At 67.5% G+C, this 22,254-nt stretch carries 20 protein-coding genes and 1 tRNA gene; 11 read left to right on the top strand and 10 right to left on the bottom strand.

Annotation, left to right across the window (positions count from 1 at the left end; all coding sequences use genetic code 11):
• The first annotated feature begins 36 nt into the window (after nt 1-36).
• The 6 genes from Tharo_RS17590 (at nt 37) to arfB (ending at nt 5,329) form a co-directional block, all read left to right on the top strand.
• Nucleotides 37-186 (top strand): hypothetical protein, encoded by a 150-nt coding sequence (locus Tharo_RS17590; RefSeq protein ID WP_159051704.1) that lies wholly within the window; start codon nt 37-39, stop codon nt 184-186.
• A complete protein-coding gene (locus tag Tharo_RS13235; RefSeq protein ID WP_107221617.1) occupies nt 183-2,405 on the top strand; it encodes an McrB family protein in 2,223 nt (740 codons plus the stop codon). Before Tharo_RS17590 ends, Tharo_RS13235 begins: the two co-directional genes overlap by 4 nt.
• The gene (gene mcrC / locus Tharo_RS13230) at nt 2,405-3,523 is read left to right on the top strand and encodes a 5-methylcytosine-specific restriction endonuclease system specificity protein McrC (protein ID WP_107221616.1); all 1,119 of its coding nucleotides are present in this window, start codon (nt 2,405-2,407) and stop codon (nt 3,521-3,523) included. Before Tharo_RS13235 ends, mcrC begins: the two co-directional genes overlap by 1 nt.
• Nucleotides 3,524-3,776: 253 nt before the next feature.
• The gene (locus Tharo_RS13225; RefSeq protein ID WP_107221615.1) at nt 3,777-4,055 is read left to right on the top strand and encodes a VF530 family protein; all 279 of its coding nucleotides are present in this window, start codon (nt 3,777-3,779) and stop codon (nt 4,053-4,055) included.
• Nucleotides 4,052-4,906, top strand: a complete 855-nt coding sequence (locus Tharo_RS13220) for a PA4780 family RIO1-like protein kinase (RefSeq protein WP_107221614.1) — start codon at nt 4,052-4,054, stop codon at nt 4,904-4,906. Before Tharo_RS13225 ends, Tharo_RS13220 begins: the two co-directional genes overlap by 4 nt.
• 18 nt (nt 4,907-4,924) lie before the next feature.
• Nucleotides 4,925-5,329, top strand: coding sequence for an alternative ribosome rescue aminoacyl-tRNA hydrolase ArfB (gene arfB / locus Tharo_RS13215; RefSeq protein ID WP_107221613.1), 405 nt, complete (start codon nt 4,925-4,927; stop codon nt 5,327-5,329).
• A gap of 59 nt (nt 5,330-5,388) precedes the next feature.
• On the opposite strand, the gene Tharo_RS13210 is transcribed toward arfB, so the two are convergent.
• The 6 genes from Tharo_RS13210 to Tharo_RS13185 form a co-directional block, all read right to left on the bottom strand.
• Nucleotides 5,389-6,048, bottom strand: coding sequence for an HAD family hydrolase (locus Tharo_RS13210; protein ID WP_107221612.1), 660 nt, complete (start codon nt 6,046-6,048; stop codon nt 5,389-5,391).
• Between the two features lie 337 nt (nt 6,049-6,385).
• Nucleotides 6,386-6,694 carry a HigA family addiction module antitoxin gene (locus Tharo_RS13205; RefSeq protein ID WP_107221611.1) on the bottom strand — a complete coding sequence of 103 codons (309 nt, stop codon included), beginning with the start codon at nt 6,692-6,694 and terminating at the stop codon, nt 6,386-6,388.
• A gap of 11 nt (nt 6,695-6,705) precedes the next feature.
• The gene (locus Tharo_RS13200; RefSeq protein ID WP_107221610.1) at nt 6,706-6,984 is read right to left on the bottom strand and encodes a type II toxin-antitoxin system RelE/ParE family toxin; all 279 of its coding nucleotides are present in this window, start codon (nt 6,982-6,984) and stop codon (nt 6,706-6,708) included.
• A gap of 46 nt (nt 6,985-7,030) precedes the next feature.
• The gene (locus Tharo_RS13195) at nt 7,031-8,275 is read right to left on the bottom strand and encodes a tyrosine-type recombinase/integrase (RefSeq protein WP_107221609.1); all 1,245 of its coding nucleotides are present in this window, start codon (nt 8,273-8,275) and stop codon (nt 7,031-7,033) included.
• 178 nt (nt 8,276-8,453) lie between these two features.
• A tRNA-Arg gene (locus Tharo_RS13190) sits at nt 8,454-8,528 on the bottom strand.
• A gap of 156 nt (nt 8,529-8,684) precedes the next feature.
• Nucleotides 8,685-10,799 (bottom strand): site-specific recombinase, encoded by a 2,115-nt coding sequence (locus Tharo_RS13185; protein ID WP_107221608.1) that lies wholly within the window; start codon nt 10,797-10,799, stop codon nt 8,685-8,687.
• 215 nt (nt 10,800-11,014) lie between these two features.
• Here Tharo_RS13185 and Tharo_RS13180 point away from each other — a divergent pair, with 215 nt between their 5' ends.
• From Tharo_RS13180 to Tharo_RS13170, 3 genes are all read left to right on the top strand, one after another.
• Nucleotides 11,015-12,952 carry an ATP-binding cassette domain-containing protein gene (locus Tharo_RS13180; RefSeq protein WP_107221607.1) on the top strand — a complete coding sequence of 646 codons (1,938 nt, stop codon included), beginning with the start codon at nt 11,015-11,017 and terminating at the stop codon, nt 12,950-12,952.
• Between the two features lie 153 nt (nt 12,953-13,105).
• Nucleotides 13,106-14,101 (top strand): oxidoreductase, encoded by a 996-nt coding sequence (locus Tharo_RS13175; RefSeq protein ID WP_107221606.1) that lies wholly within the window; start codon nt 13,106-13,108, stop codon nt 14,099-14,101.
• Between the two features lie 217 nt (nt 14,102-14,318).
• Entirely contained in the window at nt 14,319-16,211 is a 1,893-nt protein-coding gene (locus Tharo_RS13170; protein WP_107221605.1) for a propionate--CoA ligase, read from the top strand.
• A gap of 135 nt (nt 16,212-16,346) precedes the next feature.
• Here the strand turns inward: Tharo_RS13170 and proB are convergent, their stop codons facing one another.
• The 4 genes from proB to rplU form a co-directional block, all read right to left on the bottom strand.
• A complete protein-coding gene (gene proB, locus Tharo_RS13165; protein WP_107221604.1) occupies nt 16,347-17,462 on the bottom strand; it encodes a glutamate 5-kinase in 1,116 nt (371 codons plus the stop codon).
• A 35-nt stretch (nt 17,463-17,497) separates the two neighbouring features.
• Nucleotides 17,498-18,685 (bottom strand): Obg family GTPase CgtA, encoded by a 1,188-nt coding sequence (cgtA, locus tag Tharo_RS13160; RefSeq protein WP_107221603.1) that lies wholly within the window; start codon nt 18,683-18,685, stop codon nt 17,498-17,500.
• A 110-nt stretch (nt 18,686-18,795) separates the two neighbouring features.
• A complete protein-coding gene (gene rpmA, locus Tharo_RS13155) occupies nt 18,796-19,059 on the bottom strand; it encodes a 50S ribosomal protein L27 (RefSeq protein ID WP_107221602.1) in 264 nt (87 codons plus the stop codon).
• Nucleotides 19,060-19,078: 19 nt separating this feature from the next.
• On the bottom strand, nt 19,079-19,390 hold the full coding sequence (rplU, locus tag Tharo_RS13150) for a 50S ribosomal protein L21 (protein WP_068637126.1): 312 nt from the start codon (nt 19,388-19,390) through the stop codon (nt 19,079-19,081).
• A gap of 210 nt (nt 19,391-19,600) precedes the next feature.
• On the opposite strand from rplU, the gene Tharo_RS13145 reads away from it, so the two are divergent.
• Nucleotides 19,601-20,503: a LysR substrate-binding domain-containing protein gene (locus Tharo_RS13145; RefSeq protein WP_107221601.1), complete on the top strand. Its 903-nt coding sequence runs from the start codon at nt 19,601-19,603 to the stop codon at nt 20,501-20,503.
• A 236-nt stretch (nt 20,504-20,739) separates the two neighbouring features.
• Complete coding sequence (locus Tharo_RS13140) at nt 20,740-22,251, top strand: FAD-linked oxidase C-terminal domain-containing protein (RefSeq protein ID WP_107221600.1); 1,512 nt, start codon at nt 20,740-20,742, stop codon at nt 22,249-22,251.
• Nucleotides 22,252-22,254: the final 3 nt, after the last annotated feature.

The following is a 22,254-nucleotide window of genomic DNA, read 5'->3' as shown; positions in this document are numbered from 1 at the left end:
TAATCCAGCCCAATTTCCCACCTGCGAGTACGTGCCTTGCATCAACCCAGCATCACCCTCGCCCAGCTCGAATCGCACCTCTGGGGGTCGGCCAACATCCGCCGCGCGCCGGTCGACGCGGCCGATTTCAAGACCTACATCTTTCCGCTGACCGGTTCGAGGATCGACGGGCAAAACCACGAATGACCAGCCAACCCCACCCCAGCGCCTCGGCCACAACCTGGTTCGTCGGCGCCAGCTTCGGGCACACCGACGACCAGACCGCACGCTTCCTCAAGGACGGTATCTGGGAGATCCGCACCCCGACCGAGAAGGAGCGCGCCCTGGTGCGCGCCATGCAGCCGGGCGAGCGGATCGCCATCAAGGCCGCCTACGTGCGCAAGAACGGACTGCCGTTCGACAACCGCGGCCATAGCGTCTCGGTGATGGGCATCAAGGCCGTCGGTAACATCATCCACAACCCGCAGGACGGCGAGCGCGTGCAGGTGCAATGGCAGCCGGCCGAGGGGGTGCGCGAATGGTATTTCTATACCTACCGGGCCACGATCTGGCGCGTGCTGCCGGGCGACTGGATGAACGACGCGCTGATCGCGTTCGCCTTCGACCAGCTGCCGCAGGACATCGAGCGCTTTCGCAACGAGCCTTACTGGCGCGAGCGCTTCGGCACCGTCGCGCCGGACAAGCTGCGCTTTCAGTGGACCGACTTCTACGAGGCGGTGGCGGAGAAGCTGCTCGACTACGCGAATGACCGTAGCCCGCTGATCGAGGGTATCCACCAGATCGCCGCGCGCGTGCCCGGCCTCGGCAACCTGCAGGACAAGTTCGCCGACGGCAGCGTCGGCCCGCTGAAGGACATCTGCCCGTTCACCGTGATGGGCACCTTCAATCGCGGCCTGACCGACGCCAATCGCAAGATGATCGCCGGAGAACTGGCGAAGCTGATCGGCGTCACCGTGCCGGTGCCGCCCTCGTTCGAGGGCATCCCGGTGCTCAACAACCAGCGCTCCTGGTTCTTCCGCTACGCCGACAAGCGCGGCGCGGGCGACATCGACGCGCTGTGGCGGGTCTTCGTGGCGGGGCATGCGCTGGTGGAAGACGACCAGCCGGAGAGGCGCGAGGCCTTCATCCAGGCCTACGACGCGGCGACCCAGGTGTGGGGCGTGGCGTGGAACCTGTCGGCGGGGCTGTACTGGGCGCATCCCTGGGACTTCTCGACGCTCGACAGCCAGTCGCGGCACTACCTCAACAAGCGGCTGGGGTTCAACGTGCCCGTCAGCGGCCAGCAAGGGCCGTGCGATGCGGCCACTTACCTGAAGCTGATGGACGATCTGCGCGCCCGCTTTGGCGAGGACAGCTACCCGGTGCACAGCTTTCCCGAGTTGTCGCTGGAGTCCTGGAAGTACGAAGGGCCCACGGATGAGTCAGTGCCGCCGGAGAGTGGTCCGGACGGGGCAGCGGAAGAGGAGGGCGATGAGGCGCCGCCGGATACCGTGCAGGCCGCGCCGCCGATCGTGCCGTATTCGGTCGACGACATCCTCAACGACGGCTGCTTTCTCGAGCGTGCCGATCTCGACCTGCTGCTCGACCGCCTGCGTGCCAAGAAGAACCTGATCCTGCAGGGGCCGCCCGGCACCGGCAAGACCTGGCTGGCAAAGCGGCTGGCCTTTGCGCTGATGGGGGAGAAGGACCCGAACCGGATCCGCGCGGTCCAGTTCCATCCCAACCTGTCGTACGAGGATTTCGTGCGCGGCTGGCGACCGACCGGCGACGGCAAGCTTGCGCTGGCCGATGGCGTGTTCATGGAGGCGATCATCGCCGCACGCAAGGAACCGTCGGCGAAGTACGTCGTGGTCATCGAGGAGATCAATCGCGGCAACCCGGCGCAGATCTTCGGCGAGCTGCTGACCTTGCTCGAAGCCGGCAAGCGCACGCCGAGCGAGGCGCTGGAGCTGTGCTATCCGGATGCAGACGGCAAGCGGCGTCCGGTCCACATCCCCGAAAACCTCTACGTGATCGGCACCATGAACATCGCCGACCGTTCGCTCGCCTTGGTCGACCTCGCGCTGCGCCGCCGCTTCGCCTTCGTCGGCCTCGAGCCGCGATTGGGCGCAGCGTGGCGGAAGTGGGTCGTCGACGCCTGCGGGGTCGATTCGGCGCTGGTGGCGGACATCGAGCACCGCATCACCGAGCTGAAGGACACGATCGCCGCCGATGCGCGCCTGGGCAAGCAGTTCCAGATCGGGCACAGCTACGTAACGCCGGCCCACCGCCTGGAGCTGGGCGACACGCGCAAGTGGTTCCGCCAGGTCGTCGCCACCGAGATCGGTCCGCTGCTCGACGAGTACTGGTTCGACGCGCCGGCCGAAGCCGAGCAGGCGACGGCACGGCTGACTCAGGGCTGGTGATGACGGCCGCGGCCGCAAGCGCGGCAAGCGCGGCGCCGGGGGAGGTGGGCTACATCGGCCGCATCCCGGTCCGCAACCTGTGGCTGCTGATGCTCTATGCGTCCGACCTGTTCCGCAGCGGCGGCACGAAGGCCGTCGAGCTGGAGGACAACCCGGACGATCTTCCCGATCTCGTTGCGGAGCTGCTCGCGCACGCCGTCGAGGAGCGCCAGCGCCGCTGCCTGAGCTTGGGCTATCGTGCCCGCGACGAAGTGCTCAACCGCGTCCGTGGCCGCATCGACGTGCTGCGCACCGAGCGCTACCAACTGCTGTCGCGTGGCCTGGTCGCTTGCCGCTTCGATGAGTTGAGCATCGACACCCCGCGTAATCGCTTCGTGCGGGCGGCGCTGGAATCGATCGCCCGCATCGTGAGCCGGAAAGACCTCGCCCACCGCTGCCGCGCCTTGGCGAACGGAATGAAAGCCATGGGCGTCTCGGGCCAGGCGCCGACGCGCGCCCAGATGAGCACCGATCGCTTCGGCCGCAACGACGCGGAAGACTGCATCATGGTCGCCGCCGCCCAACTGGCGTTCGACCTCGCCCTGCCGACCGAAGCCTCGGGTGCAAACCTGCTCGTGCTGCCGGGCCGGGAGCTTGCCTGGGTGCGCCGCCTGTTCGAGCGCGCCGTGGGCGGCTTCTACGCCGTGACGCTGAGCCCGCAGGGCTGGAAGGTGAAGTGCGGCGGCCAGCTGGGCTGGCAGATCGAGGACAAAACCGCCGGCATCGACCGCATCCTGCCTTCGATGCGCACCGACATCGTGCTCGACCATCCGGCGACGGGCCGGCGCATCGTCATCGACACCAAGTTCAACGCCATCGTTACCCGCGGCTGGTATCGCGAGGAAACGCTGCGCAGCGGCTACGTGTACCAGATCTACGCCTACCTGCGCTCGCAGGTGGGGCAGGGTGATCCGATGGCGGATCGGGCGAGCGGGCTGCTGCTGCACCCAGCGGTTGGGGAGACGGTCGACGAGACGGTGCTGATCCAGGGGCAGCGGATTCGGTTTGCGACGGTGGATCTTGCGGTGGGGGTGGGGGAAATTCGGCAGCAGTTGCTGAAGATGGTTGGGGCGGGGTGAGCCGGCTTCTCGGCCTCAGCCGCCGCCGATTTTTTACCAAAGCTGCCGTTTAACGTGAAAATAACCGGCAATCGCGCGAGGCGGCCCGTTCGAAGAAGCTGGCTTACGAAGGCATGTTCGAAACGCGCCGCGGCGGACGAGGGCGACCGTGACCGGACTGATGCCGTGAGCAGGCCCGGCCGTACTTGCGCTGCGCGCCACGCCCTGCTGCAATCGATTCACACCACCGCCCGCCCCGAAGCGAGAGAACCCGATGACAACACCCCAACCCAACAATCCGCTGCATGGCCTCACCCTGGAGCGCATCCTGACCGAACTGGTGGCGCGCTTCGGCTGGGCTGAACTCGGGCGGCGGATCGACATCCGCTGCTTCAACCACGAGCCGAGCCTCCCCTCCAGCCTCAAGTTCCTGCGCCGCACGCAGTGGGCACGCGAACAGGTGGAGGCGCTGTATCTTGAGACGCTGCGCACCGGCTCCCGGCCGGCGGCTGCGACCAACAGCAAGGTGCCGAGGAGCACCCCTAACACATGAAAATTCCGCGCAGAATCGAACCGCTGGTCGCCGACGGCCTCGTCGACGCCGCAATCCGGCAACTGATGAGCGGCAAGGAAGCCACGGTCTATGTCGTCCAGTGTGGCGACACGCTGCGCTGCGCCAAGGTGTACAAGGAAGCCAACAAGCGCGGTTTCCACAAGGCGGCCGACTACACCGAAGGGCGCAAGGTCAAGAACAGCCGTCAGGCGCGGGCGATGGCCAAGGGCTCGCGCTACGGGCGGCAGGAACAGGAAGCGGCGTGGCAGCACGCCGAGGTCGACGCCCTGCGCCTGCTCGCCGCGGCGGGCGTGCGCGTGCCCACGCCGTACGACTTTCACGAGGGCGTGCTGCTGATGGAACTGGTGACCGATGAGGACGGCGAACCGGCACCGCGGCTCAACGACGTCGTGCTCAGCGCGGCGGATGCGCGGCGCTTCCACGGCGATCTCGTGCGCCAGGTCGTGCGCATGCTCTGTGCCGGCATCGTCCATGGCGATCTGTCCGAATACAACGTCCTCATCGACTGTGACGGACCGGTGATCATCGATCTGCCGCAGGCGGTCGACGCCGCGGCCAACAACAACGCCCGCGCCATGCTCGAGCGCGACGTCGACAACCTCGCCGCCTACTTCGGCCAGTTCGCCCCCGAGCTGCGCGACACCGATTACGGCAAGGAGATCTGGGCGCTGTACGAATCCGGCAAGCTGCAGCCCGAGAGTGCGCTCACCGGGGTCTTCCGGGCGGAAGAAGGATGCGCCGATGTCGACGAAGTGATGCAGATCATCGAGGCGGCGCGCAGGGAAGAAGCGGCGCGCCAGGCCGGCCGGGCGGCGGCAGCCAACGCCTGAACCGCAAGGCGGATACCGATGCGCCCCCACGTCACCGTGTCGCCCGACGAAGTCGAGATCAGCGCGATCCGCGCCCAGGGTGCGGGCGGGCAGAACGTCAACAAGGTATCGAATGCGGTGCATCTGCGCTTCGACGTCGCCGCTTCCTCCTTGCCGGAGGAAATCCGGGTGCGGCTGCTGCAACTGGGCGACCAGCGCATCAGCAAGGATGGCGTCGTGATCATCAAGGCGCAGAAATTCCGCAGCCTGGAGAAGAACCGCGCCGAGGCGCTGCGGCGGTTGGAAGAGCTGATCAACCGCGTCGCGACACCGCCCAAGACCCGCCGCGCCACCCGGCCGACGCGCGCTTCGGTGACCCGGCGCCTGGAGGGCAAGGCGCGGCGCGCATCGGTGAAGGCGGGGCGGGGGAAGGTGGGCGAGTAGGGCGTGGGACGCGGCCGATGTCGCGCTGACAGGGGCCGCCTGCGCAGGGGGGAATGGGCTCAGCCGCAGCCGAGAAGCGCGTCGGCCAGCGCCGCGGGGCTTTCGAAGGCGCGCCAGTGGGGGGCCATTTCGGCCGCCGAAAGGCTGCCATAACCCCAGGTTGCGGCAAGGAAAGGGAGGTGGTTGGCGTCAGCCGAGCGGCCGTCTTCGTCGCGGTCGCCGACGTACACCGCGCTGGTGGGGTCGATGCGGCGGTCGGTGAGCAGGCGGGCGATCATCGTGGCCTTGTCGGGCAGGCGAGGCTCGAAGAGGTCGAGCGCGTATACGGCATCGAAGTGATCCTCCCACCCGAGGTGGCGAAGAATCAGGCGGGTGGGGTGGAGCCGTTTGTTGGTCGCGATGGACATCGACAGCCCGCCATCCTTGAGGCGGGCGAGCATTGCCGGGATGCCGTCGAAGGCGCTCGTTTGGCGGTATCCGGAACGGTCGTAGCTCTGCTTGAATTGTTCCGCCAGATGGTCGATCAGCTCCTTGTCGCGGTCGCCGGCGAGCCGTTCCAGCGTTTCGGTCAGCGGCGGACCGATGATCGATGCATCGATCGGACATGCGGGCTCGCGCCCTGCGACCTCGAAGGCGTCACGATAGCTGGCGAGGATCGCCGGCGCGGAGTCGATCAGGGTGCCGTCGAGATCGAACAGCACATGTCGGAGGCGTGGCATGCGGAAAGGATGAGAGGTGCGAGGATCCGGAAAAGCGTTCGGCTGGGGGGTGCCGGGCGTTTGCGGATTCGGTGGCACGGTGAATTGGCCTCGTCACCAGGAATCTAGAAGCGGATCATCTTCCAGTGGTGGTGAGGTGCTGGTGAATTCGGCTCTTTACGATACTTTGGAGAATGCCCTGGGAGCGCGTCGTTCCCCCGAATTCGGAGGCGAAGCATACATCCGCGCATGAGTCTGGTCACGTCCGGCAGGCGACTCGGCCTCCGCTTCCGTGCCGGGCAACACGCCCAAGCCAGCATCATCACCTTGCCCTCGCGATGAACGCGCTTGCTCAGGCTCAGGCGGTCCGCCGCTCCGGGGCTCGTTGCACCGCCGGCATGCCGGCGCTTCGGACTTTCCACAGGTCATACGCGGACTGCTGCGCGAGCCACAGATCCGCCCGCCCGCCGTTCTCGACGCCGAGCCATCCTTCGAGGCGCAGGGCCATTTCAGGGGAGATGGCCGCACGGCAGTTCAGCACGCGTGATAGCGCCGCGCGCGTCACCCCGAGCTGGGCGGCCGCTTCGGTGACGGTCAGTCCGAGTTCGAGCAGCACGTCCTCTCGCAGCGTCTCGCCGGGATGCGGCGGGTTGTGCATGGTGCTCATTTCGCTCCCTCTCAGTGGTAGTCCTGATAATCGACGAGGACGGCATCTTCGCCCTCGAACTGAAACGTCATGCGCCAGTTACCATTGACGGTGATGGCGTAGTGACCGGCGAGCTTTCCCTCCAAGGGGTGTAGCCGCCAGCCGGGCACGTTCATGTCCTCGGGCCGGCGCGATAGATCGAGCCTGGCGAGTTGCCGCGCGAGCCTGGCCGCGTGATGGGGCTGGATGCCCGCCTTGCTGCCGGTCTCGAAGAAGGCTTTCAGTCCCTTGTGCTCGAAGCTCTTGATCATGGTGAAGTGTATAGCGTAGCGTTCCGATCATCAAGCCCGGTAGTGATTACCCCGCCGCCGTTTCCGGGAACGGGATGATCCTCGCGCCCTTTCGGAGCGCGTCCAGGTGGTCCGCCCAGGCCTGCATCATCTTCGTGCGCTCGGGCAGGAATTGCGCATGGTGGCTGTACGCGGCGAACACCTGCTTGCGCTCGCGGTGGGCGAGCTGCTTGTCGATCACGTCGGGGCGGTAGCCCAGCTCCAGCAGCGCGCCGGTCGCGGTGGCGCGGAAGCCGGCGCCGGTCACTTCGTGTGTCTGGTAGCCCATGGCCCGAAGGGCGCTGTTGATCGTGCCGTCGCTGATCGGGCGGCCCTGGCCGTTGCGATTCGGGAAGAGCAGGTCGCGCCCACCGGAGTGGTCCTGCAGCTCGCGCAGGACCGCCACCGCCTGGCGCGATAGCGGCACGATGTGTTCCTCGCGCATCTTCATGCCGGTCAGCCCGCGGGTGCGGTCGCGCTCAGCGGGCACGGTCCACACGCCGGCCTCGAGGTCGAACTCGGGCCACTGTGCGCAGCGAAGCTCGCCAGGGCGGACGAAGGTCAGCACCAGCAGGCGGATGGCGAGCTTGATCGGCTGCGAGATGCGCACCGCGTCCAGGCGGATGAAGAATTCACGCAGATCGGCTGCTCGCAGGGCAGGGCGGCGGTGCTCGGTGTGGGGCATGACGGCCTTGTGCAGCCCCTCGGCCGGGTTGCTGGTAGCAATGCCGTTGGCAATGGCGTAGATGAAGATTTCACCGATGCGGGCGCGCACGCGCTTCAGGATTTCGGTCGAGCCCTTGGCTTCGATCTTGCGCAGCAGTTCCAGCACGTCGACGGGGCCGATGGCCGTGATCGGCATGGCACCGATGCGCGGGAATGCGTGGATCTCCAGCGACCGTATAGCCCCGTCTGCGGTGCCTTCGGTGCGATCGGTGCGCCACTTCTCCCACCACGCGCGGGCCACCGCCTCGAAGGAGTTCGCCGCGGCCACCCTGGCGGCTTGTTTGGCCTGCTTGCGGGTGGTGCCGGGGTCTTGTCCGGCGGCGAGTTGCTCGCGCGCCGTTTCGCGCAGCTTGCGTGCGGCGGCGAGGCTCACGTCGGGATAGGCCCCAAGCGCCAGCGTCTTACGCTTTCCGTCGAATCGGTAGTCCAGCCGCCACAGCTTGCCGCCAGAAGGCTGGATCAGCAGGTAGAGGCCGCGCTCGTCGGAGAGCTTGCGGGGCGTGTCGCCAGGTTTGGCCTGGCGGATGGCGGTATCTGTCAATGGCATATTGGCACCCTTTGAACCGGTATACCGTCAACCATTTGGCGGTATACCGTCAAGAATACCGTCACTTTTGACGGCATGGGGTGCCTCTCGGTGGCACTGCCTGGCACAACAAAAAACCCGCAAAGGCTTTAGCTGTGCGGGTTTATGGCTCTTTCTGCTACGGGGTGACGCGGTGAATTGGCCTCGTCACCAGGAATCGAACCTGGATCTGGCGCTTAGGAGGCGCCTGTTCTATCCGTTGAACTATGACGAGCACGGCCGGCCATTCTAGCGGTTCGGCGGTGCGGGACCAAGTGCGGCAAGCATCCCGCGGCAATACGGCGCCCGGTAGAGCGCATGCGGCGGCTCGGCCGGGCAGCCGCTCGAGGGCGCCGCGGGTGGGGGCGCCATCGAGCGGGGAGGATGGCTCTCAGGTTTTGTCGGGGGCGGCTTTGTCGTTTTCGTTCCCGCTTGTCGCGGCGCTCGCTGCCGGGTGGAGTTCGCCTGCGGCGGGGGGGCTCGAGGCGGTGGGCGTCGCGGCTTCGTCTTTTTCGTCGCGCAGCGGCGGCAGCAGGAAGGCTTGCGGAGTGCGGAGCAGGCGCTTCAGCAGCAGCCTGCCGAGGCTGCGCCCCTGGGCGAAGGTGATGCGGCGTGCGCGCATGGCTACGCTCAGGGTCAGGGTGAAGCTGACCAGCAGGTTCGTTACGCCGATCAGCAGCACGCCACCCAATCCCAGGGCCACGGCCTGCAGGGGGAGGGCGAAATCGAGCGCGATCGCGGCATATCCGAGGTTGGCGGAAGAGAATGCGATGTGGCGGATATCGACCGGGAGGCCGAACAGCACGCCGATCGCAGTCGCGCCGCCGAGCAGGAAGCCGAAGAAAAAGTTGCCGGCGAGGGCGCCGAGGTTGTTTTCGATGTACACCGTGATCCGCTCGGTGCGCTCTTCGCCCAGCAGCCGGCGCGGCCAGCGCAACTGGCGCAGGCGCTGCGGGATGCGGTTGTAGGCCGACAGGTTGTCGTAATAGGCGGCGATCAGGCCGGACATGAACAGGCATACGCCGGCGATTCCGGCAAAGAACAGGGCGCCGCCGCGCGGGTCGATTTCGTCGAGCAGCCGATAAGCCTTGTCGGGGGGGATGAAGTGGCTGCCGGTGGCGAGTTCGAGGAGGAAGCCGATCAACAGTGCCATCGGGATGGCGACCCCGATATTGCCCAGGATCGCGGCCACCTGGCTGCGCACCGTGCGCACGATGAGGTCGGCCAGCGCTTCCAGGTCGCGTGTCTTGCCGCGTGCCTCGCCGATCGAGGCGGCGATCGCGTTGGCGGTCATCGCCGGCTGCTTGGTGGCGACGGTGCCGCCGAGGACGTGGATCAGGACGAAGCCGAGGCCGTAGTTCAGGCAGAAGGACAATAGTTCGTTGAGCGGTGCCATGCCCTGGGTGCCGAGCACGATCTTGTGCGCCGTCATGAGGGCGATGATCAGCCCGCCGAGGGCGGCCGAGCCGAACATGCTGAAGTATTCGCCGCGGGTGCTGGTGATGTAGCGTTCGCCCGTCTTGCTGGCGCTTTCGGTCATGCGCAGCGACAGCAGCTCGACGTTCTTGCCCCAGTAGTCGGTGAGCACGTTCTTGCGGCATTCGGCGCGCACCAGGGCCTTGAACAGGCCGATCAGGCGCGGGGCGACGTCTTCGATGACGCGGCGGGTGCGCAGTTCGCTGAGCAGGCTGATCAGTTCGTGAATGCGTTCGAGGTGCTGGCGCAGGCGCTCGAGCTTGAAGGTCAGGGTGAGGCTGGTGCCGATGCGGGTGGCGCGCTTGCGTACGCGCTGCAGGATCTCGTCGCACTGGTGCAGCATCACCGTCAGGTGCTTGTCGTCGGCGATCAGCGCGCCGGGTGTGGTCCACCAGTCGGTGTAGTGCTGGATGTAGATCAGCAACTCGCTGTTCTGCGCCAGGAAGGGCGATTCGTGCTCTTCCAGGTGGGGGTCGATGCGCACCAGTTCGGGGTCGAGGCCGATCGCCGAGACGTGGAAGGACAGCACCCGCAGCGCTTCGAGGATCTCGCCCACCGCATGGGGGAGCGGGCTGGCGTCCTCCTCGAACATCGGCGTTTCGTGGCCGACCAGGGTGGTGAGCAGCTCCAGCCAGACCTCGTCGGCGACCGCATTGACCCAGACTTCGTCGTCTTTGCGGTGGAACACCGCCGACAGCAGATCCCTCAGGTAGGCGGTGTCGATGACTTCGGGCAGCACCCGCCCGGCGATGCGGCGCGAGGTCTCGGAGAAGAAGCCGGTCGACGGCAGCAGCCCCGAGGAGACGTACAGCGTCACCTGCTTGCGTTCGGCGAACAGGCCCACGAGGGAGGTGCGCAGGCCGGCTCGCAGGTCGCTGCGACGGCCGATCAGGTCGGTGAGGGTGCGCAGGTTGGCGGTCGCCTTGCCGGTCTGGCTGGCGCGCGGCGGGCGCAGTTTGTCCACCAGCGCCGCCCACAGGGCGACCGGGTCCTGCCCGGGCTGGGCGAAGCGTTCAAGGAGTCTTTCCATCGATTGGGTACCTGTTTGCTGCCGCGCCGGCGCGTGATCGATGTCCCGCGCGCTGCGGTGAGGGCTTGGAGAAACGCCGCGGCGCAGGGGGCCAGGTGCGGGCGTTCAAGCGCGATTTGTGCGCCGCATTATGCGGTATTCCGCCCCGGATGCCAGCGCGGGGCTAAAATCCGCACCTCTCTTTCCCGCCCGCGCGTGACGATCGCGCCCCTCCGATGCCCCTCCTTTCCGTTGATAACGCCTGCCTCGCTTTCGGTCACGTCGACCTCCTCGACCATGTCGCTTTCCAGCTCGATGCGGGCGAGCGCGTCGCCCTGATCGGGCGCAACGGTTCGGGCAAATCCAGCCTGCTACGCGCCCTCGCCGGTCAGGCGGGGCTCGATGACGGCACGGTGTGGCGGCAGGCCGGGATGGTGACGGCGTACGTGCCGCAGGAGCCGGATTTCCTTCTCGAGCACGACGTCTTCGCCACCATCGCCGACGGTCTGGGGGCGGCTGCGCAGTTGCTGACGGAGTACCACGCGGCGATGCTGGCCGTCGGTGAGCACGCTACCCCGGAGGCGCTGGCCCGGCTTGACGACCTGCAGCACGCGGTGGAGTCGGCCCAGGCATGGCGCCTGAACCAGCGCGTCGAGCAGATCGTCGCCCGCCTCGGGCTCGACCCCACGGCGCCGGTCTCCAGCCTGTCGGGCGGCGGCGTCAAGCGTGTCGCCCTGGCGCGTGCGCTGGTCGCCGAACCCGACCTGCTGCTGCTCGACGAGCCCACCAACCACCTCGACCTCGACGGCATCCTGTGGCTGGAAGGCCTGATCCGCGAGTTCCGCGGCGCGGTCATGGTCATCACCCACGACCGTGTCTTCCTCGACAACGTCGCCACCCGCATCATCGAGCTCGACCGCGGCCGGCTGGCGAGCTATCCGGGGCGTTTTTCCGACTACCAGCGGCGCAAGGCCGAGGAGCTGGACGCGGAGGAAAAGGCTGCCGCGCGCTTCGACAAATTCCTCGCCCAGGAGGAAGTGTGGATCCGCAAGGGGGTGGAGGCGCGCCGTACCCGCAACGAAGGCCGCGTGCGCCGGCTCGAAGCCTTGCGCCGCGCGCGCGCGGCGCGTCGCGACCGCCTCGGCGACGTCAGCCTGGCGGTCGATAGCGGCGACAAGAGCGGGCAGATGGTGGCCGAACTGACCCATGTCACCAAGCGCTACGGCGACAAGGTGGTGGTGCGCGACTTCTCCACCCGCATCCTGCGCGGTGACCGCATCGGCTTCATCGGCCCCAACGGCGCGGGCAAGACCACGCTGTTGAAGCTCATCCTCGGCGAGATCGAAGCCGACGAGGGCACGGTGCGCCGCGGCACCCGGCAGTCGGTGGCCTACTTCGACCAGCTCCGCGCCCAGCTCGACCCCGAGCTGGCGCTGACCGAAGTGATCAGCCCGGGCTCGGATTTCGTCGAGATCGGCGGCGAGAAGAAGCACGTCATCGGCTACCTCGGCGATTTCCTGTTCGCGCCGCAGCGCGCGCGCTCGCCGGTCAAGTCGCTCTCGGGCGGCGAGCGCAACCGCCTGCTGCTCGCCCGCCTGTTCGCCCGCCCGGCCAACGTGCTGGTGCTCGACGAACCGACCAACGACCTCGATATCGAGACCCTCGATCTGCTCGAGGAACTGCTCGCCGGCTACGACGGCACCCTGTTCCTGGTCAGCCATGACCGCGCCTTCCTCGACAACGTCGTTACACAGGTGATTGCCGCCGAGGGCGAGGGGCACTGGGGCGAGTATGCCGGCGGCTACGCCGACTGGCAGCGCGTGCAGGCGGCCCGCGCCCAGGCCCGGACCGACGAGCGGAGCGCGGGCGCGGCGCGGGCGGGGGCGGTGGAAAAAACGCCGGCGGCGAAGGAGCGGCCGGCCGTGGACAAAGCGGCGAGCCGGCCGGCCAAGCTGTCGTTCAACGAAAAACGCGAGCTGGACGCGCTGCCCGGGCTGATCTCCGCGCTCGAGGACGAGCAGGCGGCGCTGCATGCCCGCATGGCCGATCCTGCGCTGTACCAGCAGGCCCCGCACGAAGTCGCCCAGGCCAAGGCGCGGCTGGAGGCCCTGGACGCCGAGATCGAGGCTGCGATGCTGCGCTGGGAAGAGCTGGAGACGCGCGCCGCCTCCTGACCCCCCGCGTCGTGCCGCTGCATGCCGCGTCGGGTGCGCGCCGCGGCGAAGCCGTTGCCGCCGCCTTCCGGGGCGGGCGATCGGTCTGGCTATAATCGTTTTCAGGGCCGTGTCCCGGCCTACGACGATTTCCCCACCGAGGAGACTGCCCGCATGAGCCCGTTCAAGGCCTACGTCATCGACCAGGATGCGCACCGCAAGATCGTCAGCCGCATGACGACACTGACCGCCGGGCAGCTCGACGCCGGCGAGGTCGGCATCCGCGTCCATTATTCGAGCATCAACTACAAGGACGCCCTCGCCGCCACCGGCGCGGGCAAGATCATCCGCCGCTTCCCCTGCGTCGGCGGCATCGATCTGGCCGGCGAAGTGGTCGATAGCGCCGACGCCCGCTTTCGTCCCGGCGACAAGGTCGTCGTCACCAGCTTCGATCTGGGGGTGGCGCACCACGGCGGCTACGCCGAATACGCCCGTGTGCCGGCGGCCTGGGTCGTGCCGCTGCCGGCCGGGCTGGACCTGTTCGAGGCGATGGCCCTGGGCACGGCCGGCTTCACCGCCGCGCTCGGCATCGTGCGCATGGAACACAACGGGCTGGCCCCGGCCAACGGCCCGGTGGTCGTCACCGGCGCCACCGGCGGGGTCGGCGGCCTGGCCATCGACATGCTGGCGCAGCTCGGCTACCACGTCGCCGCGCTCACCGGCAAAGCCTCCGAAAGCGACTACCTGCGGGGGCTGGGGGCGGCCGAGGTGCGGCTGCGCGCGGAGATCGACTTCGACAAGGTGCGCCCGCTCGAGGCGGCGCAGTGGGCGGGGGCGATCGATAACGTCGGAGGGCCGATCCTGCACTGGGTGCTGGCGACGATGAAGCAGGCCGGGACCGTGGCCAGCATCGGCAACGCGGCGAGCTTCGATCTCCACACCACGGTCTTCCCCTTCATCCTGCGCGGAGTCAGCCTGCTCGGCATCGACTCCGGCTACATGAGCTTTCCCACCCGGCTGCGCGTGTGGGAGCGGCTGGGCCGCGACCTGAAACCGCGCCATCTGGCCGCGGTGACGCGCACGATCGATTTCGACGCGCTGCCGGGCGCGTTCGACGACTACATCCAGGGCCGGATCAAGGGCCGTACCGTAGTGCGGATCGGCGCCTGATCGGCGGCGGCGCTTGGTAGAATCGCACGATCGCCGCCCGCGCCCGGAACGGGCTGTTCCAACTATTCCATAAATCGATCCGGCAACGGCGGCGGACATGCGGGGAGGGGCTTCCCTCGTCCGCACGTAGTGACGGCAGGTGCCGCCGCGCTGTCCCGGCGCAGCGGCGCAGACGTCACGTCATGGCAATACAGGTTCATTGATTGGAGAGGAAGCAATGACCGATTACCAGCAGTTCCACCGCCGTTCCATCGACCAGCGCGACGAATTCTGGACCGAACAGGCCGCGCTTGTGCATTGGAACAAGCCCGCCGAGCAGATCTGCGATTTTTCCCACCCGCCGTTCGTCAAGTGGTTCAAGGGGGGAGAGACCAATCTGTGCTACAACGCGGTCGACCGTCACGCCGCGAAGCGCCCGAACGACCGTGCGCTGATCTACGTTTCCACCGAAACCGGCGAGGAAAAGATCTATTCCTTCGCCGAGCTGCAGCGCGAGGTCGAGCGCATGGCGGCGATCTACCAGGCGCTCGGTGTCCGGCGTGGCGACCGGGTGCTGATCTACATGCCGATGATCGCCGAGGCCGCGTTCGCAATGCTCGCCTGCGCGCGCATCGGCGCGATCCATTCGGTGGTGTTCGGCGGCTTCGCCGCGGGCTCGCTCGCGACCCGCATCGATGACGCCAAACCGGCATTGATGGTGAGCGCCGATGCCGGGATGCGCAACGGCAAGCCGGTGCCCTACAAGCATCTGGTCGACGAGGCCTGCAGCCTGGCCGAGCACCCGCCGCAGAAGGTGCTGATCATCGACCGCGGCCTCGACAAGAATTTTTCCCGCGTCGACGGGCGCGACGTCGATTACGCCGAACTGCGCGCGAAGCACCTGGATGCCCGGGTGCCGGTGACCTGGGTGGAGTCGTCCGAGCCGAGCTACATCCTGTACACCTCCGGCACCACCGGCAAGCCCAAGGGCGTGCAGCGCGACACCGGCGGCTACTGCGTGGCGCTGGCGGCGTCGATGAAGCACATCTACACCGGCGGCGAAGGCGAGACGATGTTCACGACCTCCGACATCGGCTGGGTGGTCGGCCACAGCTACATCATCTACGGCCCGCTCATCGCCGGCATGGCGACGGTGATGTACGAAGGCACGCCGCTGCGCCCCGACCCCGGAATCTGGTGGCAGATCGTCGACAAGTACAAGGTTGATGTGATGTTCTCGGCGCCGACCGCGGTGCGCGTGCTGAAGAAGCAGGACCCGGCTTGGCTCAAGAAGTACGACCTGTCCTCGCTCAAGCACCTGTTCCTCGCCGGCGAGCCGCTCGACGAGACCAGCCACCAGTGGATCATGGACGCGCTGGGGATCCCGGTGATCGACAACTACTGGCAGACCGAAACCGGCTGGCCGATGCTGGCGATCTGCCGCGGCGTCGAGGACAGCCCGATCAAGCTCGGCTCGCCCGCGTTCCCGGTGTTCGGCTACGACCTGCGCCTCTTCCGCGAGGATGGAAGCGAGTGCGGCGCCAACGAGAAAGGCATCGTCGGCGTCGTGCCGCCGCTGCCGCCGGGCTGCCTGTCGACGGTGTGGGGCCAGGACGAGCGCTTCGTTTCCACTTACTTCAGCGTGTTCAAGGAGCCGGTGGTGTATTCCTCGTCGGACTGGGGAATCAAGGACGACAAGGGCTACCACAGCATCCTCGGACGCATGGACGACGTCATCAACGTCGCCGGCCACCGGCTGGGCACGCGCGAGATCGAGGAGGCGGTGCAGATGCACCCGGCGATCGCCGAGGTGGCGGTGGTCGGCGTCGCCGATGAGGTCAAGGGTCAGATGCCGATGGCGTTCGCGGTGGTGAAGGACGCGGCTGCGGTCGACACTGCCGAAAAGCGCGCCGCGCTGGAGAAGGAAGTGATGAAGAAGGTCGACGCGGTGCTCGGGGCGATCGCCCGCCCCGCCCGGGTGCATTTCATCAACGGCCTGCCCAAGACGCGCTCGGGCAAGATGCTGCGCCGCTCGATCCAGGCCCTGGCCGAAGGGCGCGACGCCGGCGACCTCACCACGATCGACGATCCGGGTACGCTGGAGCAGATCCGGGCCGCGCTCAAGAGCTGAGCGCGTGCCGTTCGCACCGTGCCGGCGTCGATTGCCGGCACGCTGCGGGTCATCCCGCCCGCAGCGCGGGCATCCGTGCTGTGGGCGCGCGTGCACTGCGGTGCGGCAAGGCCGGCCGGAATGCCGCGCGCGGCTTCAGCGACAGACCATGTTGTCGCGGTGGATCAGCTCCGGTTCGTCGATGTAGCCGAGCAGGTTCTCGATTTCGGTGCTCGGCCGGCGCGCGATGCGGCGGCATTCCGAGGCCGAGTAGTTCACCAGTCCGCGCGCCACCTCTTCGCCGCCGAGCGTGCGGCAGGCCACCGCGGCGCCACGTTCGAAGTCGCCGCGTACCTCGATGACGCCGACCGCGAGCAGGCTGCGCCCGCTTTTCAGGGCGGCGGCGGCACCGTCGTCGAGGACCAGGTCCCCGGCGAGCTGGAGGTGATCGGCGAGCCACTGCTTGCGCGCCTGCAGCGGCGTGCTGCTGGCGTAGAGCAGGGTGCCGAGCGCTTCGCCCGCGGCCAGGCGCAACAGCGGGTCGCGCTCGCGGCCGCTGGCGATGCAGGTGTGGGCGCCGCTGCGCGCGGCGCGCTGGGCTGCGCGGATCTTGGTGATCATGCCGCCGCGGCTGATGCCGGTGCCGGCACCGCCCGCCATCGCCTCGTAGCGGCGGTCTTCGGCGCGGCCTTCGGAGATCAGGGTGGCGGCCGGATCGCTGCGCGGATCGGCGGTGTACAGGCCCTGCTGGTCGGTGAGGATGATCAGCGCTTCGGCCTCGATCAGGTTGGCGACGAGCGCGCCGAGGGTGTCGTTGTCGCCGAACTTGATCTCGTCGGTGACCACGGTGTCGTTCTCGTTGATGATCGGCACCACCCCGAGCGCGAGCAGGGTGGTCAGCGTGCTGCGCGCGTTCAGGTAACGGGTGCGGTCGGCGAGATCCTCGTGCGTCAGCAGGATCTGCGCGGTGTGCAGGCCGTGGCCCGAAAAGGCCTTTTCGTAGGCTTCGACGAGGCCCATCTGGCCGACCGCGGCGGCGGCCTGCAGCTGGTGCATCTCGTGCGGGCGCTTCGACCACCCCAGGCGCTGCATTCCGGCGGCGATTGCCCCCGAAGACACCAGCACCACCTGCCGCCCCTCGGCGTGCAGCGCGGCGATCTGGCGTGCCCAGGCACCGAGCGCTTCCTTGTCGAGGCCGGCACCGTTGTTGGTGACGAGCGCGCTGCCGACCTTCACCACGAGGCGGCGGGCGTTGCGGATCTTGGTTCTCATCTTTCCAGCGGACTCAGGTCAACAATGCTTTTCGTTCACCGGGGTTCGTCTCCGGCCTTCGCTTCATCTTCGGGCAGGGCGTCGTCGCTTTCATCGTCGCCTTGCACCTCTTCCTCGTAGGCCGCGTCGGCCGCTGCGCGCGCGACCTCGGCTGCGGCCAGGCGGGCGGCTTCGGCGGCCTGGCGCTCGGTGCGTTCGGCGTCGATGCGGGCGCGTTCGGCGTCGAGGAAGTCCTGGATCGCGAAGATCAAGGGCCTTGTGCCTTCGCCTTTCAGCGCCGAGATCTCGAAGTGGCGCTCGACCGGGCCATAGGCCTCGAGGAAGGCGGCGACGCGTTCGGCGCGTTCTTCTTCCGGGATCAGGTCGAGCTTGTTGAGCGCCAGCCAGCGCGGCTTGGCGTAGAGGGCCTCGTCGTACTTGCGCAGCTCGCTGACGATGGCCTTGGCCTCGGCGACCGGATCGGTTTCGGGGTCGAAGGGCGCGAGGTCGACCAGGTGCAGCAGCACATGGGTGCGCTGCAGGTGGCGCAGGAACTGGTGGCCGAGGCCGGCGCCTTCGGCCGCACCTTCGATCAGGCCGGGAATGTCGGCGATGACGAAGCTGCGATTTTCGCTGGTGCGCACGACGCCGAGGTTGGGGGCGAGGGTGGTGAACGGGTAGTCGGCCACTTTCGGCTTGGCCGCCGAGACGCTGCGGATGAAGGTGGACTTGCCGGCGTTGGGCATCCCCAGCAGGCCGACATCGGCGAGCACTTTCAGCTCCAGGTGCAGGTTGCGGCGTTCGCCTTCCTGGCCCGGAGTGCATTTGCGTGGGGCGCGGTTGACGCTGGACTTGAAGTGGATGTTGCCCAGTCCGCCGCGGCCGCCGCGGGCGATCAGCACGGTCTTGCCGTCCTCGTCGAGGTCGGCAACGAGTTCGTCGCTGTCCATGTCCTTGATCACCGTGCCGACCGGAAAGCGCAGCGTGATGTCGCCGCCGCCCTTGCCGTAGCAGTCGCGGCTGCCGCCGTTCTCGCCGCGCTCGGCGCGGAAGGTCCGCGTGTAGCGGTAGTCGATCAGGGTGTTGAGGTTGCGGTCGGCCACCGCGTACACGCTGCCGCCGCGTCCGCCGTCGCCGCCGCTGGGGCCGCCCTTGGGGATGAACTTTTCGCGGCGGAAAGTGGCCACGCCATTGCCGCCGTCGCCGGCGAGGACTTCGATGCGGGCTTCGTCAAAAAACTTCATGCCTGATCAACCTTGAATGTCGAACCCCGCATGGACGCGAGGTTCCGAAAACAAAAAAGCCCTACCGCAAGGATAGGGCTTTTGTACTGCAAAAGCGCGGCGCGCGAAGATCAGGCCGCTTCGGGCACGATGATCACGGTGCGGCGCTTGGCCGGGCCCTTGACCGCGAACTGGACGACGCCGTCCTTGAGCGCGAACAGGGTGTGGTCCTTGCCCACGCCGACGTTGTCGCCCGGGTGGTACTGGGTGCCGCGCTGGCGAACGATGATGTTGCCGGCGAGGACGAACTGACCACCGTAGCGCTTCACGCCGAGGCGTTTCGATTCCGAGTCGCGGCCGTTACGCGAACTGCCGCCAGCTTTTTTGTGTGCCATGTCGGATTACCCCCTGCGCTTAGGCCGAGATCGCTTCGATGCGAAGCTCGGTGTAGTTCTGACGATGCCCCTGGTGCTTCTGGTAGTGCTTGCGGCGGCGCATCTTGAAAATCTTGATCTTGTCGTGGCGGCCGTGCGAAACCACGGTCGCCTTGACGGAAGCTCCGGCCACCACCGGCGTGCCGATCTTCACGGACTCGCCTTCACCGACCATGAAAACCTGGTCGAGGGTGATTTCGGAACCCACGTCGGCCGGTATCTGTTCTACCTTGATCTTTTCGCCAGCGGCAACGCGATACTGCTTGCCACCGGTTTTTATCACCGCGTACATGGTGTTGCTCCAGTTGATGGGTTTGCAAAGAATCGCGCAATCTAATCCGAAAGACAGGTCAAGTCAATGCCGGGCCCACCCGGGGCCAACATGCCGGGGCCGCGCCAGGATCGTGGCTTGCGTGCTCCTCGCACTTGTCCGCGGAACTGCCGCGTTTCCTCCGCAGCGCATAATGTGTTCCCTTCCCGACGATCGGAGCGCCGTGCCCGGATGGCCTTCCCCCCTGTCACTCCCTTCACCCAGATCCCGCCGATCCAGTGCCTCGTCACCTTCGAGGCCGTCGCCCGCCTGCGCAGCGCGAGCCGGGCGGCGGACGAGCTGTGCGTGACGGTCAGCGCTGTCAGCCACCGCCTGCGCCAGCTCGAGGCGCAGCTCGGAGTGAAGCTGTTTACCCGCAACGACTTCACCCTCACCAGCGACGGTGCGCATTATCTGCACAACGTATGCGCCGGCCTTGCCGCCCTCGGCCAGTTGCCCGCGGGGCGTGGCCGGGCGGCGGCGCCCCGGCTGCGGGTGGCGGTCACCCCTTCGTTCTCGCGCCAGTTGCTGATGCCGCGGCTCGAACGGTTTCGCAATGTCTATCCGGATGTCGAACTGACTCTGCAGGTGTCGATCCCGCTGCTCGATGTCACTGCCGAAGAAGCCGACCTGGAAATCCGCTTCGGTACCGGGGGCTACCCTGATCGCGAGTACCGGCGGCTCCTCGACGACGTGATCACGCCGGCTTGCAGTCCGGCCTACCTGAACGAGCACGGCCCCTTCGACGGCTTCCGCAGCGAGGCCGAATTCGCTCGTGTGCGCCTGATGAAAACGCCGCTGGAACCCTGGGCACCCTGGTTCGCGGGCTGCGGCGTGCACCGTGTGGAGCCGGAAGGTGGTGCGCAGTTCAACGACCTGGGCCTGGTCTATGACGCTGCGGCGAGCGGCTTCGGTGTCGCCCTCGTCCGCCACCGGCTCGGTGCGGCCTGGTTCGACAGCGGCCGCCTGCTGCCGTTGTCCACCCATTCGGTGCCTTCGCCCCACAGCCATTACCTCTGCTGGCGGCCCGGTACCCTCGAACGCTGGGAATGCGCCGCGTTCGTCGATTGGCTGACGCACGTGCTGGCGGCTTGAGGATTCTTCAACTCGCCGGTGAAAAACCATCAAGCCGGCAGCAGCAATAGCCTTTTATCCTTCCGGGCTTCGATGCCGGGCATCCACGTTGATCGAGTTCGTGGAGTGGTGTCGAACCGGAAACGGTCCGGCGGGCTGTGCGGAGTCGTGGTTTTCACCGAGAGCGGGCCGCCGTGCCGCGGTCTAGAATCGGCCCGCTGCCCGGAGCCGTCCGGTGAGGCAAAAGGAGGGGAGAGATGGAAGCTGCAACCGAACACCTGACCTACGGCGAGGCCGAAGGCGATTTCTCCGCAGTCGACAAGGTTCGCGTGATCGAGGCACTCGGGCGCATCCTGCCGCCGGGCAGTCTGATGTACGACACCGAGGATCTGCGCCCCTACGAGTGCGATGGCCTCGCCGCCTATCGTGCGCTGCCGCTGGTGGTGGCGCTGCCGAGTACCGAGGAGCAGGTGGTGGCGGTGCTGCGCAGCTGCCATGAGCTGGGCGTGCCGGTGGTGGCGCGCGGTGCCGGGACCGGGCTGTCGGGCGGGGCGCTGCCGCACACCCGCGGCGTGCTGCTGTCGCTGGCGCGCTTCAACCGCATCCTCCACCTCGACCCGCTCGCGCGCCTCGCTGTGGTCCAGCCCGGAGTGCGCAACCTGGCGATTTCCGAGGCTGCCGCGCCGTACGGCCTGTACTACGCTCCCGATCCGTCGTCGCAAATCGCGTGCACGATCGGCGGCAACGTCGCCGAGAACGCCGGCGGCGTGCACTGCCTGAAGTACGGCCTGACCGTGCATAACCTGCTGCGCGTGCGCGGGGTGACGATCGAGGGCGAAATCATCGACATCGGCGGCCATGGGCCGGATTGCGCCGGCTACGATCTCCTCGCCCTGCTCACCGGCTCGGAAGGGATGCTCGCGGTGGTCACCGAAGTCAGCGTGAAGCTGGTGCCCCGGCCGCAGTTCGCGCAATGCGTGCTCGCCGCCTTCGACGACGTGGTGCGTGCCGGCGATGCGGTGGCCCGTATCATCGCCGCCGGCATCATCCCTGCCGGCCTGGAAATGATGGACCAGCCCGCCACCGCTGCGGTGGAGGAGTTTGTGCACGCCGGCTATCCGCTCGATGCCAAGGCCATCCTGCTGTGCGAGGCCGACGGCACCGCCGAGGAAGTGGCCGAGGAGGTCGCGCGCGTATGCCGGGTGCTCGAGGACAGCGGCGCCACCGAGCTGCGCGTGTCGCGCGACGAGGCCGAGCGGCTCAGATTCTGGGCCGGGCGCAAGGCGGCCTTCCCCGCCGCGGGGCGGATTTCGCCCGACTACTACTGCATGGACGGCACCATCCCGCGCAAGCGCGTGGGCGAGATGCTCACGGCCATCCAGCAGATGGAAGAGCGGTACCGGCTGCGCTGCATGAACGTGTTCCATGCCGGCGACGGCAACCTGCATCCGCTGATCCTGTTCGACGCCAACCAGGCCGACGAATTCGAGCGTGCCGAGGCCTTCGGCGCCGAGATCCTCGAATTGTCGGTGGCGCTCGGCGGCACCATCACCGGCGAGCATGGCGTCGGGCTGGAAAAGATCAACCAGATGTGCGTCCAGTTCAGCCCCGCCGAAGTGCGCCAGTTCTTCCGCGTCAAGGCCGCGTTCGACCCTCCCGGCCTGCTCAACCCGGGCAAGGCGATTCCAACCCTGAACCGCTGCGCCGAATACGGCCGCATGCGGGTCAGCCGCGACCATGTCCCCTACCCGGACATCCCGCGTTTCTGAAGG

It is taken from the genome of Thauera aromatica K172 (genome assembly GCF_003030465.1).
GTDB classification, from domain to species: domain Bacteria; phylum Pseudomonadota; class Gammaproteobacteria; order Burkholderiales; family Rhodocyclaceae; genus Thauera; species Thauera aromatica.
This window is presented reverse-complemented; position numbering and strand designations above follow the sequence as displayed.

Excerpts from the sequence above, each read along its gene's own strand:
- Tharo_RS13235 (WP_107221617.1), top strand. The coding sequence starts at position 183 with ATGACCAGCCAACCCCACCCCAGCGCCTCGGCCACAACCTGGTTCGTC.
- mcrC (WP_107221616.1), top strand. The coding sequence starts at position 2,405 with ATGACGGCCGCGGCCGCAAGCGCGGCAAGCGCGGCGCCGGGGGAGGTG.
- Tharo_RS13225 (WP_107221615.1), top strand. The coding sequence starts at position 3,777 with ATGACAACACCCCAACCCAACAATCCGCTGCATGGCCTCACCCTGGAG.
- Tharo_RS13220 (WP_107221614.1), top strand. The coding sequence starts at position 4,052 with ATGAAAATTCCGCGCAGAATCGAACCGCTGGTCGCCGACGGCCTCGTC.
- arfB (WP_107221613.1), top strand. The coding sequence starts at position 4,925 with ATGCGCCCCCACGTCACCGTGTCGCCCGACGAAGTCGAGATCAGCGCG.
- Tharo_RS13210 (WP_107221612.1), bottom strand. The coding sequence starts at position 6,048 with ATGCCACGCCTCCGACATGTGCTGTTCGATCTCGACGGCACCCTGATC.
- Tharo_RS13205 (WP_107221611.1), bottom strand. The coding sequence starts at position 6,694 with ATGAGCACCATGCACAACCCGCCGCATCCCGGCGAGACGCTGCGAGAG.
- Tharo_RS13200 (WP_107221610.1), bottom strand. The coding sequence starts at position 6,984 with ATGATCAAGAGCTTCGAGCACAAGGGACTGAAAGCCTTCTTCGAGACC.
- Tharo_RS13195 (WP_107221609.1), bottom strand. The coding sequence starts at position 8,275 with ATGCCATTGACAGATACCGCCATCCGCCAGGCCAAACCTGGCGACACG.
- Tharo_RS13185 (WP_107221608.1), bottom strand. The coding sequence starts at position 10,799 with ATGGAAAGACTCCTTGAACGCTTCGCCCAGCCCGGGCAGGACCCGGTC.
- Tharo_RS13180 (WP_107221607.1), top strand. The coding sequence starts at position 11,015 with ATGCCCCTCCTTTCCGTTGATAACGCCTGCCTCGCTTTCGGTCACGTC.
- Tharo_RS13175 (WP_107221606.1), top strand. The coding sequence starts at position 13,106 with ATGAGCCCGTTCAAGGCCTACGTCATCGACCAGGATGCGCACCGCAAG.
- Tharo_RS13170 (WP_107221605.1), top strand. The coding sequence starts at position 14,319 with ATGACCGATTACCAGCAGTTCCACCGCCGTTCCATCGACCAGCGCGAC.
- proB (WP_107221604.1), bottom strand. The coding sequence starts at position 17,462 with ATGAGAACCAAGATCCGCAACGCCCGCCGCCTCGTGGTGAAGGTCGGC.
- cgtA (WP_107221603.1), bottom strand. The coding sequence starts at position 18,685 with ATGAAGTTTTTTGACGAAGCCCGCATCGAAGTCCTCGCCGGCGACGGC.
- rpmA (WP_107221602.1), bottom strand. The coding sequence starts at position 19,059 with ATGGCACACAAAAAAGCTGGCGGCAGTTCGCGTAACGGCCGCGACTCG.
- rplU (WP_068637126.1), bottom strand. The coding sequence starts at position 19,390 with ATGTACGCGGTGATAAAAACCGGTGGCAAGCAGTATCGCGTTGCCGCT.
- Tharo_RS13145 (WP_107221601.1), top strand. The coding sequence starts at position 19,601 with ATGGCCTTCCCCCCTGTCACTCCCTTCACCCAGATCCCGCCGATCCAG.
- Tharo_RS13140 (WP_107221600.1), top strand. The coding sequence starts at position 20,740 with ATGGAAGCTGCAACCGAACACCTGACCTACGGCGAGGCCGAAGGCGAT.